The organism is Ruegeria sp. BHSB056, from assembly GCF_059613305.1.
The window spans coordinates 1-13,749 of the sequence record NZ_JBXWSG010000095.1; the positions used below are offsets into that span (position 1 = coordinate 1).

General features: G+C 57.4%; 13 protein-coding genes and 1 pseudogene. 5 read left to right on the forward strand and 9 right to left on the reverse strand.

Annotation, left to right across the window (positions count from 1 at the left end):
* Positions 1 to 242, reverse strand: a 242-nt coding sequence (locus AC2FND_RS17240) for an NmrA family NAD(P)-binding protein (protein WP_496771063.1), incomplete at its 3' end; no start/stop codon positions are given.
* A 278-nt stretch (positions 243 to 520) separates the two neighbouring features.
* On the opposite strand from AC2FND_RS17240, the gene AC2FND_RS17245 reads away from it, so the two are divergent.
* Entirely contained in the window at positions 521 to 1,555 is a 1,035-nt protein-coding gene (locus AC2FND_RS17245) for a Gfo/Idh/MocA family protein (RefSeq protein WP_496771064.1), read from the forward strand.
* 34 nt (positions 1,556 to 1,589) lie between these two features.
* Here the strand turns inward: AC2FND_RS17245 and AC2FND_RS17250 are convergent, their stop codons facing one another.
* Positions 1,590 to 2,225: a glycosyltransferase family 2 protein gene (locus AC2FND_RS17250; protein WP_496771075.1), complete on the reverse strand. Its 636-nt coding sequence runs from the start codon at positions 2,223 to 2,225 to the stop codon at positions 1,590 to 1,592.
* Here AC2FND_RS17250 and AC2FND_RS17255 point away from each other — a divergent pair.
* Together AC2FND_RS17255 and AC2FND_RS17260 are read left to right on the forward strand one after the other, a co-directional pair.
* Positions 2,150 to 2,365: pseudogene (locus tag AC2FND_RS17255) on the forward strand (GDP-mannose 4,6-dehydratase); the annotation flags it as partial. The gene AC2FND_RS17250 and the pseudogene AC2FND_RS17255 sit on opposite strands and share 76 nt — an antisense overlap.
* A 239-nt stretch (positions 2,366 to 2,604) precedes the next feature.
* A complete protein-coding gene (locus AC2FND_RS17260) occupies positions 2,605 to 3,312 on the forward strand; it encodes an NAD-dependent epimerase/dehydratase family protein (RefSeq protein ID WP_496771065.1) in 708 nt (235 codons plus the stop codon).
* Positions 3,313 to 3,496: 184 nt separating this feature from the next.
* Here AC2FND_RS17260 and AC2FND_RS17265 read toward each other — a convergent pair whose 3' ends face one another.
* The 3 genes from AC2FND_RS17265 to AC2FND_RS17275 all read right to left on the reverse strand — a co-directional run bounded on the left by AC2FND_RS17265 (position 3,497) and on the right by AC2FND_RS17275 (position 6,668).
* Positions 3,497 to 4,441, reverse strand: coding sequence for a hypothetical protein (locus tag AC2FND_RS17265; RefSeq protein ID WP_496771066.1), 945 nt, complete (start codon positions 4,439 to 4,441; stop codon positions 3,497 to 3,499).
* Between the two features lie 14 nt (positions 4,442 to 4,455).
* Positions 4,456 to 5,349, reverse strand: a complete 894-nt coding sequence (locus tag AC2FND_RS17270; protein WP_496771067.1) for a glycosyltransferase family 2 protein — start codon at positions 5,347 to 5,349, stop codon at positions 4,456 to 4,458.
* A 173-nt stretch (positions 5,350 to 5,522) separates the two neighbouring features.
* Positions 5,523 to 6,668 (reverse strand): glycosyltransferase family 4 protein, encoded by a 1,146-nt coding sequence (locus tag AC2FND_RS17275; protein WP_496771068.1) that lies wholly within the window; start codon positions 6,666 to 6,668, stop codon positions 5,523 to 5,525.
* Positions 6,669 to 6,844: 176 nt separating this feature from the next.
* Here AC2FND_RS17275 and AC2FND_RS17280 point away from each other — a divergent pair, with 176 nt between their 5' ends.
* Together AC2FND_RS17280 and AC2FND_RS17285 are read left to right on the forward strand one after the other, a co-directional pair.
* Positions 6,845 to 7,987: a glycosyltransferase family 4 protein gene (locus AC2FND_RS17280; protein ID WP_496771069.1), complete on the forward strand. Its 1,143-nt coding sequence runs from the start codon at positions 6,845 to 6,847 to the stop codon at positions 7,985 to 7,987.
* Between the two features lie 142 nt (positions 7,988 to 8,129).
* Positions 8,130 to 9,395, forward strand: a complete 1,266-nt coding sequence (locus tag AC2FND_RS17285; RefSeq protein WP_496771070.1) for a glycosyltransferase family 4 protein — start codon at positions 8,130 to 8,132, stop codon at positions 9,393 to 9,395.
* A gap of 22 nt (positions 9,396 to 9,417) precedes the next feature.
* On the opposite strand, the gene AC2FND_RS17290 is transcribed toward AC2FND_RS17285, so the two are convergent.
* The 4 genes from AC2FND_RS17290 to AC2FND_RS17305 form a co-directional block, all read right to left on the reverse strand.
* Positions 9,418 to 10,947: a GMC oxidoreductase gene (locus tag AC2FND_RS17290; protein WP_496771071.1), complete on the reverse strand. Its 1,530-nt coding sequence runs from the start codon at positions 10,945 to 10,947 to the stop codon at positions 9,418 to 9,420.
* A gap of 34 nt (positions 10,948 to 10,981) precedes the next feature.
* A complete protein-coding gene (locus AC2FND_RS17295; RefSeq protein WP_496771072.1) occupies positions 10,982 to 11,953 on the reverse strand; it encodes an NAD-dependent epimerase/dehydratase family protein in 972 nt (323 codons plus the stop codon).
* Positions 11,954 to 11,986: 33 nt separating this feature from the next.
* Positions 11,987 to 12,730 (reverse strand): polysaccharide deacetylase family protein, encoded by a 744-nt coding sequence (locus AC2FND_RS17300; protein ID WP_496771073.1) that lies wholly within the window; start codon positions 12,728 to 12,730, stop codon positions 11,987 to 11,989.
* 3 nt (positions 12,731 to 12,733) lie between these two features.
* Positions 12,734 to 13,749, reverse strand: a 1,016-nt coding sequence (locus AC2FND_RS17305) for a protoporphyrinogen/coproporphyrinogen oxidase (RefSeq protein WP_496771074.1), incomplete at its 5' end; no start/stop codon positions are given.

The following is a 13,749-nucleotide window of genomic DNA, read 5'->3' on the forward strand; positions in this document are numbered from 1 at the left end:
TGATATAATACATCCTGATCGCGCAGGGCCTTTTCTTGCAAGGCGCGATCCCCTGCCGTTCCCTGTATGACCCGTGCCCCCATCGCGCTGAAGGCTTGCCGACCATGGCGGTTGCGTAACAGGACGGTGACCCGAGCACCGGCATTGATGAGAGCCGGAACAAGTCGCTTGCCGATAAACCCTGTCGCTCCTGTCACGAAGACGGCCTTGCCGTCGAGATGATCTGCTCCGGTGGCTGTCATAGTCTTTTTCTTCGTCTCAAATTCAAGATCCGGCACAATGTGTTTCAAAGCAGAAGCCTAGCCTAGGGTGGGTGCCTGTGCTACTGCGCAGAGGACGAATTATTGTCATAAGTACGGGGTAAGCTGCGCCCCACGTTTGTTAATGAGGAATTCGATGACGATCGGTATAATCGGCGTACAGACGTCGCCGTGGCGCATACTCCTCAAGAGAATATTGCTATGTGAAGCTGACAGTTCGGGTCCGGGCTGTTTGCGGTCTGTCTTATGAGGAGAAAACCATGCGTATCGGGGTTGTTGGTGGGGCCGGAAAAATTGGCAAACTACGGGTAGAAACCATTCAAGAATGCCCGGACACAACGCTGGCGGCCGTTCTGGATCTGTCTGAAGAAGCCGCCCGTAGTGTCGCTGGGGACGCTCCCGTGTTCACCGACTTGAAGCGGTTTCTGGAAACGGATATGGATGCGGTCGTGGTATCAACCCCTCCGCATACGCATGAGGACCCATGTGTCAGCGCCCTGAAACACGGGATGCATGTGCTGGTTGAAAAACCCATGTCCAACAGCGCCGAAACCAGCCGTCAGATGCTGGCCGAAGCAAAGGCCGCAGGTCGGGTGATCGCCACGGGCTTCAACATGCGGTATTACCCCTCTTTCGCTTATGTGAAAGACACCATAACCAGCGGAACAATCGGAGACATTACTCATATTCGTGCCTTTGGTGGGCATGACGGGCTGGCCCATTTTACCCATGACTGGGAATACAAGGTGCCGGAATCCGGTGGCGGAGCAATGTGGGATATCGGGATTCACATGACCGATATCGTGCGTCACATGTTGGGCGAGGTGAGTTCGGTTTATGGTGTCGCCGGTGAACGTGTCTGGAACCTGCCGGGTTCCGAGGACACCGCAGTCGCGATATTCCGAAATCCCGATGGTGTTCCCGCAGTTTATCATGCCAGCTGGGGAGAATGGCGCGGATATGATTTTGCAATCGAAGTGCACGGGACACATGGCATGGTGATGGGTGCATATGCGCCAATGAAGAATATTCTTATCACGATGCCGGAACCCGGCGGGACGCCGACTACGACAACGCGCAGGTATTTCGATATAGCCGTCCGCGAAAAACTGTTCTCATGGAAGACAACGGCCAAGATTTCGTTCGCAGAGGAATTACGGGACTTTCTTAAATTGTGCGATGGGGATTCGAGTGGCCGAATTGCAGACGGCAAGGCCGGGCTTCGGTCAATTGAAATTGCCAATGCGGTGATCGAGAGCAGTCGCACAAATCAGGTGGTAGAACTGCCCCAGTAAGAACTGGTATATTGCGTCTGTTGTTCTTAATTCATCAACTTGCAATTCCGGCGCGTTTGACGGCCGGATCAGCGAAGGCCCGCTGCGCCAATGGGCCGAACTGTTTGCCGGAATGAGTATGGTGCCTGCCGGGGCGGTCATAAGGCACTTCGACATGCCGGAAGCCAAGCCAGGCAAAACGCCCTTTCATGAATCGGTTGTGTTCGCGCAGCCGGACAACGGCACGGACCACGCGCCGGTCCATGAGGCGAAAGCCACCGGTATTGGCGGGGATGGGCACACCTGAAAGCCGGTTGATGACTTGATAGAACTTGATCGCCGACCAGCGTTTCATTGCGGTATCCGTATGCCGGTGGCGGCGTACGGCATAAACAACATCGAAGCCTTCCCGCCACTTTTCGATGAAGGTTTCGATGAGTTCCGGGGGATTCTGCAAATCCGCATCGATAGGAATGACAGCCTGGCCTAAGGCCACATCAAGCCCCGCGGTTAAGGTGATCTCTTTCCCGAAATTGCGGGAAAAGTTGTCTGACGTCAGTACCCACCGGACAGATTTAGGGGTTTGAGAACGGAGGATTTCTAGTTTATCGAAGCCACTATGGCGTAGCCAAGCTTTATGCCCATTGGATGGCCATAAACTATCGTGAAAGCTACGATATATTTGGTATATTCGGGTTTCTGTTCAATCACGAAAGCCCACTCAGAGGGTTGGAGCCCCCGACTCGCAAAATCACCGATGGTGTGGCCAAGATCAAACTGGGGCAACTTGATTGCTTGGAGCTTGGGAACCTGGGCGCCAAGCGTGATTGAGGATTTGCGAAGGATTACGTGGACGGGAAGTGGCGTTTGATGCGGAGTCAAACCGTGTTCTGGTGCGCATCAATCCAAATTACTATCGCCCCGCCGAGGTCGAACTGCGCAAGCAAGGCTAAGGAAGTTCTGGGTTGGGAGGCCAAGACCTCTCTTGAATATCTCTGTCAGGTGATGGTCGTGGCGGATCTGGCGCGGGACCAACGGGGCGTTTCGTTCTGTTGTCAGGGGGCCGCGTCTTGATCACTGGCCGTTACGGGTTCACCGGGCGGTATCTGGCTGCTGAATTGGAGGCAGTGGGATGGGATATCTGGGACACCGGCATGACGGCGCCTCCTGTGCCAGACCTAATCTATCTGCAGGCGGAACTTTCGGACATCGCGGCAATTGCACATGTTGTAGATATGGTGAAACCCGATGCTGTTATCCACTTGGCTACGATTGCATTTGTCGCATGGCGTGGCCGAGGGATTCTACAAGGTAAATGTGATTGGAACTCGGGTTTTCTGGAGGCATTGACTCAAGTCGGCGTAGGCCAGTCCGGGGTCATTTTGGAAAGCAGCGCCAATATTTATGGCAACTCGAAACATGCGCCGATTGCGGAAACTGCCTCTCCGGTGCCCGTGAACGATTATACGGCTTCTAAACTGGCTATGGAATACATGGCCCAGCTGTTTACGGATCGCTTACCGATCGTGATCGCGCGCGCCTTTAACTACACCGGGCGCGGGCAGAATGCCCGATTCCCTGTCCCCAAAATCGTGGCCCATTTCCGGCAGTGGGCCCGCATGTCGAACTGGGTAACCTGGATGTTGCCCAGGACTTTTCCGTTGTTCGCAATGTGGCGCGTACTTACCGGACATTGCTACGTCTGGATTTGCGCGGACTGCAGGTCAATACCTGTTCTGGAGTGGGACCCCTTTGCAGCAGATTGTGGACATGTGTAGCGTCATTGCCGGACACCGTCTGAACATGACCGTGACCCCCCAATTCGTGCGTGCCAATGAGGTGAAGGAATTAATGGGAGATGTCACATTGTACCGCAGCCTGACTCAAGCCGAGCCGAATTACAGTTTACACTTGAATGGATGTTGACGTAAGCGCTTAGAATAAAGTGTTCTTACGCCATTTTTATGTTGTTTCAGGCTCTTCCCCCTGAAAATACCCAACTAATTCGCCAAAGGCCCACATCGTCACGATCAAAAAAACCAGCGGGGAAGCAGGCCAGAGTTTGCCGAGATAAACGCGCTTGTGCATTTGATTGCGCAGATGCCGGGTAAACAGAACAAACGGCAACAGTGGGGTTACGGCTGCGCGGAAGGCGCGCAACCCGAACGAAATTTCGCCGGACCGAATGCGGGCATATTTACGGCCCCAATGAAACCACTCGCCCGCTAGCGTGAAGGTCGGGATACGCGGACGGTATTGGGTTGTTCTGGGGCGATCTGACAGAATCATCTTGTCACCGGCAGCCTGCAGGGCAGCATGGATGGAAGGTTCATAGAAGCGATGTTCATACAGGGGACGCAGTTCGTGCAGCTTGTCGGCGCGATAGCATACATTGGTTGCTGACAGAAAATCTGTCTCACCGGTCGGAAGAGGGGCCATATAGCGCCCAAAGTCGCAGATATGAACGGCCCAGTTCCAGGTCGTGTCATATCCGTTGTCAGCACATCCCCCGACCGCTGCGGCCCCGGTCTCATCCATCAAGTCCATCACCGAGGCAATCCAGGTTTCAGCCGGAATGCCGCGATCTTCGACAAGGCCGATCCGGCGCCCGCGTGCGGCTTTGATGCCCTCGGAACGGCGGATATCCCAGAACCGGTGCAGATCAAGGGCGTTTCTCGGTACCATACCGCCTGCGAGTACCCCGAGATCGAGAAACCGGAAGTCGGGAAAATCATCCGCCATTCCGGCATCTTCAAGCGACAGCTGATCATATGGCACGATGACTTCCACCTTGTAGGCATCAACCTGATTGGCAAGCGCATTCAGACATGCCCGAAGCGCGGCTCCCCCATCAACGATAGCCACAACGACAGAGATATCAGGTAGTGAAGGATCTGGATTGTTCATCACAGACATTTCTCTCATCGAACCTTGGACAGAGACCGACCGGCCCCGAACCAGTATCCGGCAACCTCACCCAGTCCCCAGGACAATGAAAACGGGACCAGCAAAGGCAGGGAGGGCCACAACCGACGCACATGACGCCCTTTGGTTATGACGTTTCTGACCACGCGGTAATAAACGATCGGAGGCAACGCAAAAGCAACGAGCCCCATAATAAGCCTTTTACCGCTCGACTCCTCGCTGACCCGAGCTCCGGCGAAGCTCTTGGAATACAGGTATCTCTGGGTCAGATACAGACCGAATGTATAGTGCATCTTATGCCCGGAAACGATGTCGTTGCGCAGGGTCATAGAGACACCATCTGCGCGCATATGATCATGCAGGTGGTTTTCCCATTTGCCATCATCCAGCAGGGCATCGAACCGTTCCAGAACATCACGTCGGTAGACCGTGTTGTTGCCCGGAAGCCAGTCCGAGGGGCCATCATTCAGAGGGGGTAGAACGGCACTGTACTCGCATAGGAACGCCGCCCAATCGATCAGGGTCTCTTTGGCTTCATTATCGACAGGCCCGGCCACTACATCCGAACCGGCTGCGATTTCATCCAGCATCCGCCGGGTCCAGTTCGGCGGAACCAGCACGTGATCTTCAATGACCCCGATAGCATCGGCTGTCGCGGCCCGGATGCCTGTGGCGCGCATCTGAGGGATTGTAGCATCCTCGGCGACTGCCAGAATGTGTACATCAGGAAATTCTGTTTCGACATTCTGAATGAAGTCCGGGCCGAGGCGTATGACGGCGATGATCTCGGGTTGGGGGCCGGTCTGGTTCTGCAAAGCCGCGGCGCACCCACGAAAATCAGACAGAGAATTGACGCATGGAATGACGACCGAAATCTGATGCTGCGTCATGTGTTTTCTCCGGTGTGAGCTGTATCCTTCGGGAGGATCTGACCATAGTCGACCATGGAAACGGAACTGCGTTTACATCTGGGTCTGAAAACCCCGGAGCGCGTTAATTTTTGTGGCATTTTTCGCACTAATAAGTTCCTTTTCGATAAATTGTTTCTATATCAGGAGTTATTTCAGGGGCGCTTTTTAAACGCGGCTTCAAAACTGATCTCGGTCATTTCGGCAGCACGATTCCAAGTGAACTTTGCGGCCTGGCGTACTGCCTGCTTTGACAGGCGTGCATGAAGATCGTCGTCACTTAGCAACCTGTTTGTCTGATGGGCAATCGAGGACGCATCGGTTGGGTCAAACAGCAGTCCGCCATCGCCGACAACTTCTGGGACGCTGCTTGCATCAGACCCCAGAACCGGGGTGCCGCAGGCCATTGCTTCGACAGGGGGAAAGCCAAAACCTTCATAGAGCGAAGGGTGCACAAGCGCATGTGAGGCATTGATCAGAAGCGCCAGCTTTTCATCCGAAATCTCGCCGGTGAAAATGATCCGTTCTGACGCAATTACATTGGCTCGGGCCGAAGCCTGCAGATCCTCAACATTATCCCAGAACCGGTCGCCGGTTGTGCGACCGACAATGGCCAGAAAAGCATCAGGATGTTGTTCCAGAATCATTGGCATCGCATGGATAAGGCGCAGCACATTTTTGTGGCGGTTAAAGCCGCCCACATAAACGAGAACACGGGCTCCGGGAGGAATGTTATATTCCTCTCGAATTTCTTCTATCTTATTGTTATCATTTATCTCTTTGAAAACGGGGGCCGCAGCCATCGTTGTCAGGTCAATCTTGTTGCGCGGAATGCCCAAAATGGATTGCAGGTCTCGGGCCGACGATTCAGAACCGGTGATGAACCGCGTGGCCTGCAATTTGGCGAGTGTGGTTTTTGCTTTCCACAGCGCAAAATTCAGTTTTGAGGGGAAGATCAAATCCGGAAAGCGTTCAGGGATCGTATCGTGGATACAGATGACTTTCGGGACCCGCGACAGCAGGGGATAATACGAAAAAACGGTGGGGTAAAAGAACACATCGCATCTCAGTCGGAGCGTTGCTTGATGCATCTGAAACCGGTTTGCCACGTCTGATCCGTCCGACATTGGCGCAACCACGATGTTGACCCCCTGGGGAACCGGGTAAGACGGTTCCTGATCACAGATCAGGGTATAACGAAACCCGCTGTCCCGAGCTGCCAGGGCTTGGAGCACGCCTCTTGTGAAGCGCCCAAACCCGCGTTCGTTACGCCAAGTCGTCCCATCAATCCCGACATGCATGGTGATACTCCGTTCCTGCGAAATTCCTTAGTCCCAACCGCTTCGAGCAGCGACGGAGGATATAAATCCAAATCACGAGCTTACTCTATGGCAGGCAGAGCGCGGCCCACAATCATTTGATATCCCTGCATCCCTGTTGCTACATCATCGAGGCCAATTGAAAGGCGGATTCGTAAATGCACGCTGTAACGGAATCAGATGATCGACGGCATCTTCGGATCGCACAGATGTGCACGGATTTCGGAATGGGAGGGATTGCCAGACATGCCCTTGATCTGGGCATCTGGCTAAAAGGTCAGGGTCATGGCGTTTTTCTCGCCGGAACGCCGGGCGAATGGGCGGGGCAAAAGCACGAAGATGGCTTTCTGTCCATCCCGACACGCTATGTTGGGGCGGATGGTGGCAGGCTGGTGCGCAGGCTTGCCCATACTGGTCATGGGGCGATTGCCTTGCGTCGCTGGCTTTCGAAGTCGCGTATCGACATCATTCATGCGCATGAATCTGCGCCGGCATTGGTGGCGTTGCTGGCGCGGATGCATCTGAACATCCCGCTTGTCGTGACGTATCACGGGTCGGATCCGCAGCGGATCAGGGGGTTTGGAAAGATTGCACGCCACGCCGATCTGGTCGTGACGCCCAGCCATCGGGCCGCTGAAGACCTAGCCGAAATCGCCAATGTATCAAAGGACAAGCTTCGGGTCATAGGGCTTGGGATCAAGCCGCCGCCTGAGGATACGGATCACGATGTTGCCGCGTTACGAAAAACCCTGCTGCGTGGCGGTAATCGTCTTGTCGTCACCATCGCGCGGGTGGCCTATCAAAAGGGTATTGATGTTCTGATCGATTGCGTCGCGCGTCTGAAAGATACCCACCCCGCTTATCGCTTTGTCGTTGTCGGGGATGGGCCACTGGATCAGGAGATGCGGGCGCTGGCGACACAGCGCGGTCTGGATGAGCATTTGTTTTTCGCTGGACGTACCGAGGTTCCCTATCGCTATTTGCGGGCAGCGGATCTGATGCTGCTGACCTCGCGGTGGGAGGCGCTGCCCATTTCTATTGCCGAAGCGTTCCAGGTCGGAACCCCGGTTGTAGCCACCGATTGTTCCGGTGTTCACGAGTTGGTGCATGATACGGTCGGCGCCTGTGTACCAATCGGCGATGTCGCGGCGATCACGCAGGCTGTTGAACACATTCTCGAAGATGACCAAAAGCGCACCGGTATGGCGGCCAGTGCCCTGGAGAGATCGAAAGAGAGTCGATTTGATCCTGACCACATCAATCGGCAGATTGAGGCGCTTTATTTCAGTCTTCTTGACTGAGCGGTGGGCAAAAGCTGCATTCCTTTGCAGCATGCCCGCAACACAGCGTGTGAACCGGGCGTCTGGGCAAGTTCCATCTTTCGATCACGGTATGGATCATGCTTTCATACCGGAAAGTCATTGGTAATCCGGTTTGAGTCACATGCAGTCGTTACGCATTCTGATGTTCACCACATTTTACCCGCCATACTCCTTCGGCGGCGATGCCGTGGGTATTCAGCGCATGGCCCGGGCACTTGTGGCACGGGGGCATGACGTGACGGTGGTGCATGACGAGGACAGCTATCTGATCCTTGGCGGAAAACCACAGCCCGAGGGCGACCCAGACGGGGTCCGGCGGATCGGGTTGCGCAGTCGCAATGGCATGATGTCGAACCTGCTGACCCAGCAGCTTGGCCGCCCGGTTGTCCATGCTGCCCGCATCCGCGCGATACTGGCCGAGCGGAAACCGGATATCATCTGGCACAACAATACTTCGCTGATCGGCGGTCCCGGACTGTTGCCGATGGGCGAGGGGTTGAAGATCTATGAGGCGCATGAGCACTGGCTGGTCTGCCCCACGCATGTGCTGTGGCGGCACGGGCGCGAGCTGTGCGATGACCGCCAGTGCCTGCGTTGCGTGCTGAACTACAAACGCCCGCCTCAGCTGTGGCGCTATACCGGTGCGCTGGACCGGGCATTGGATCACATGGACCTGATCATCGCCAAAAGCGAATTCAGCCGGGCCAAACATCGCGAGTTCGGCCTGCGGCAGGAGATGCAGGTGCTGCCCTATTTCCTGCCCGATCTGGATCAGGACGCTTTGCCGGAACCCGCCGCGCATGACCGTCCCTATTTCCTGTTTGTCGGACGGCTGGAAAAAATCAAAGGGTTGCAGGATGTGTTCCCGGCCTTTGATCGTTACCCGGATGCCGATCTGCTGATCCTCGGTGATGGCGATTACGCGGATGAGTTGAAGGCACAGGTCGCAGGCAATGACCGGATCAAATTCCTGGGCCGCAAGACGCCTGACGAGTTAAACGCTTACTATCGTGGCGCACTTGGGCTGATTGTGCCCTCGGTTTGTTATGAAACCTTCGGTATCATCCTGATCGAAAGCTTCCGGTTGGGCACGCCGGTGATCGCCCGGCGACTGGGTCCGTTCCCCGAGATCGTCGAGCGGGCAGGGGGCGGGGAACTGTTCGAGACCGAGGATGATTTGATTGCAGCGATGCGTAACCTTCAGCACCAGCCTGACCAGCGCGCAGTTCAGGGTGCTGCAGCACGTAAGGCGTTTCTGGAGATCTGGCACGAAACACCCGTGCTGGAGGCGTATGGCGCGGCGCTGGCGCGCGTGGCCCATGGTGCAGGAAACCAAAGATTGGTTGCGGCGCTGGAAACTGGTGCCTTTGAAACCGGCGCTGGATAAACACCTCGGAGTTGTAACACTGTCACGGGGCCAGCATTCCGATCCGGTGGGCGTTGGCCATGACCGAGAAGGTGATGGTTGTGGCCGGGATGCTTGGCAGGCATGAGGCATCGACCAGATGTACCCGTGACAGCCCTTTCGGTCGCCCCAGAATATCCGACTGCCCCGCACCAGGCGTTTTGGCCATGGGAACCGAGCCGCCCACGTGAAAGCTGGATCCCACATCGCCGGGGCGACGGGCGAAACTCAGCGGCACAAGCCCTGCCAGCTTCAGGACCTGCCCCATGCGTGCCGTGGCGCGCGCCATGATCTGTTCGGTTTCGTCATTACCTTGCACGGTCGGGGTCAGCCGCCCGTCTGCGGCCATCGTCAGATCGATCCGGGCGGAATGGGCAGAATGTAAAAACGCCTGCGCCACGACCAGCCGTTGCGCCAGCAGCCTCCATACCGGGGCCGATCCGGGCAGTTTCGAGCCATAAGTATTGATCAGATCATGGGCATAGAACTCGTTCCAGGTATAGACCTGCGCGTGGATCAGATGCGGTGAGACCGCGGGGTCATCCAGTTCAATGAAAATCTGCGGCAGGGTGTGATAGGGTCTTCGGTCCGGGCGCCGTGGCGCGCGCCAGTGGTGCAGGCTGGGCAGAAAGAAATGCTGACTGTCCTGTAGTTGCAAGCGGGCTGCGGAGTTCGGAGATGACGCCAGCATCAGCCGCGCGGTTTCCAGAACCCCGGCGGCGACAAAGATACGGTCGGCTTGCAGGGTTTCGCCGTCCTCCAGCGTGACCGTGACATGACCCGGGCGTTCCTCGAACTGGCGGACAAGACCGGTGCGATAGCGGAAATCCGGATTGTGACGCAGGACGTCAAGCGTTTGCCCGGACGCATAAATCAGACCCCAGGGGCAGCCATGCAGGCACTGGCCGCAATATTGGCAACCGGGTTCAACAGCCAGCCGCGCGGCACCGGCATGGGCCCCCAGTTTCGCAAGCCTCGCTGCTTGGCGATCCAGATGCGTCAGCATCCGTTCGGCTTGCGGCGATGGGGTCAGAGGGGCGCGATCCTGCATTGAAAGGGTGGGGAACAGAGTCTGTAATGCGTCCACCCGACCGCTGATGGGAAAGAATTCCGCAACCGCACGGTAATGCGGTGACAGATCGTCAATTCCGATCGGCCAGTCGGCGATATCTTCGGCGCGGTTGGGCAAAACGGCCGAGCCCCAGAGATTGGACAACCCACCCGCCGCGTGTGAGGCGCGCAATCCGATCCGGTCAGGCGATACCAGCGTTTCCGCCCCCGGCACCATGGCAAAATCCGATCCGAACCGGCGGACTTGCCCGGGTGGCGTGTCGAACTGAGGAGCTTGCCAGGCTTTTACATCATCGGCGGACCAGCTTTCGGGACCCGTCGCGGCCAGCCTGTCACGGCGGGCCTGCGCCGAGCCTTCCAGTCTGCGCCCTCCATCCAGCATCAAAACCTGTCGTCCCCGCGCCAACAGGGCCTTGGCCACGGACACGCCCGATGGCCCCGATCCGATGACCAGATCGGTCACGAGGTTGGGCCCGTCTGTGCCGGGGTATGCGGCCTCATGCGGGAACCGGGCGCTTCATCTCGGCGACGATGTCATCGATGATCTGCTGCAGCGTTCGCATCGGGCGGAACCCGGTGACACGTTGCAGTTTCGAGACATCGGGCAGGCGGCGCTGCATATCTTCGAAGCCTTCGGGATAGACCGTGTCGTAAGGAACACATTGAATTTCCGAGGCAGAGCCGGTCGTTCGGATGACCTGTTCGGCCAGCTCGCGGATCGTGACCTCCTGATCGGTGCCGACATTGAACACGTCGCCGCGCGCCTCGGGCAGGGTCATCAGACGGCACATGGCCTCGACCACATCGGCGACATGGCCGAAACAGCGTGATTGTTCACCAGTGCCGTGGACCATCAGTGGCGCGCCTTCCAGTGCTGACTTGACGAAATTCGGCAGCACCATCCCATAGCGCCCGGTCTGACGCGGACCGGTGGTGTTGAAGAACCGCAGCACCGTGACCGGCAGGTTGGATTCGCGCGCATGGGCCAGTGCCAGAAATTCGTCGAGTGTCTTGGCACAGGCATAGGACCAGCGCAGATTGCGGGTGGCGCCGATGGTCAGATCGCCTTCTTCCTGAAAGGGGAAATTGGTGCTTTTGCCATAAACCTCGGAACTGGAGGCGATGAACGTATGCGTCTTGTTCACCAGCGCGGCATCCAACACGTTCTCGGTCCCCGCCACATTGGTCAGGATCGACCGGCTGGGTTCGTCCATGATCAGCTTGACCCCGACGGCGGCGGCCAGGTGGAACACCACATCCGCCGGATCGACCAGTTCGGCGACCAGCCCCCGGTCAAGAATACTGCCTTTGACAAAAGTGAAGCCCGGGTGATCCGCAACAGAAGCCAGATTGGACATCAGCCCGGTCGACAGATCGTCAAGGATCGTGACCCGATGCCCTTCACCGATCAGCCGTTCCGTTAAATGGGAGCCTATAAATCCGGCGCCGCCGGTAATCAGAATATGCATTTGTTTGTACCAGTCACTGTGTAAGAACCAACTTTACCACGATTTTCCCCGCACCATCGCACGGATGCCGCGCATTGCCCTGCGGGCCGTGAGATAGGACCCGCCGCGTCCGGCAAGATGTGCCTCCCAGCGGGCGATGTTGTTGAAATAGAACATCTCGAGCCGGGGCAGGTCGTGCATATCATCCCCCGCTTTGGCCACGCCCAGCCTTGTGCCGACCGAGGTGTCGTAATGCTGCGCGACCTGTCTGAGAACGCCAGAGTTCGACGCGCCATAAGGCGGTGCGAAATGCCGGGTGGGCTGGCCAAGCCGGGCGGCAATGTCCTGACCGGATCCGCTGACTTCCTCTTCCAGCATGAGCGCATCCAGCGTGGTGAGATCGGGATGAGTGACACTATGCGCGCCAAAACAGACCCCTTCAGCTGCCAGCGCCTCGACCCTGTCCCAGCTCATCAGCGGGCGGGCAGGGATATTGCCTCCGGCCCAGCTGTCGCTGCCGCCCATCAGGCCCGAGGGCAAATAGACGATCGGGCAGAAGCCGAGATCGCGCAGGATCGGCCAGGCGGTGTCGGCGAAATCTTCAAACCCGTCATCGAAACTGATGATGACCACGCGGGGGGCAGGCGGGTTGGCCAGCGCATCAGGTGTGACCACCGGTAGACCCGAGTCCGCAAGCGCCTGCATCTGTGCCTTGAACACCTCGGGTGCGATCGAGGTTGGCCCCGGCGCATCCGAGATCGAATGATACATCAGGATATCGGCCTGCCAGGCGGACATGGATCAGTCTTCCACCACATGGGTGGCAAAGACTTCGCGATACCGGTTCCATTTCGCGCGGTCGACATGGCCCTTGCCGTCGATGCAATCCGCCGCGCCATAGGCCATGGCAAAGGCGTGATGGGTATTATCGTGTGCGAACAGGCCCTGCCGTCCAAATACGAGCAATCCGTCCAGATTTGAGAGCCATTGATCCACCGTATCGAACCGCTCTTCATAGCCCATATCGTAAACAGGATAGGCGTGGCTCAGCCGCCGGGTTTCACAGCGGCGCACCGGAACCGTGACCGGCAGGCCCAGCTGCCCCAGCCATTTGGTGAATTCCTGCCCCAGCTCCTCGTCGGACATGGACCACCATTTCTCATCCGGGTCGCAGGGTAGTTCGGCGCACAGCACGGTGACGCCCTTTGGCGCGCCGCTGGCGTTATAGTTCTTGGGCTCTGACATCCGGCTGATCGGGATCGAGAGTTCCGGGAAGTAATGTGCATCGAACTCGGTGAACTGGTCGGTCTCCAGCACCAGATACAGCAGGATCATGCCCCGGAAGCGGATCGCGCGAGCCGCCTCGACCACTTCTGCCGGAGGGTCGCCGATCAGGCGGGTCAGTCCGGTCAGCGGGATGGTCGACAGGATCAGATCGCCGGTCAGGTGCCGTTCACCCTCGCCCTCGCGGATCGTCAGGCCAGTGATGTGGTTGCCGTCCCTCTCGATGGCAGTGATTTCGGTGTTGAACAGGAAAGTTGCCCCGTTGCTTTCCGCGCTGTCCCGCATCGCATCCGAGATTTGCCCGAACCCCTTGCGCGGATAAAAGAACCGCCCAGCGGTTTCACTGCGCAGCCCCGGCAGCAGGCGTAGCATCTTCATCAAGATCTTGCTGACCGACCCGCTGCCGACCCGGCGCTCGGCCAGTTTCACGGCCAGCTTGTCCGGGTCCAGCCCCCACAGTTTGCGCACGTAGGGGAAATAGAAATTGTCCGAAATCGTCGGCCCCAGCCCGTCATAAAGGACGGTCGAGAATG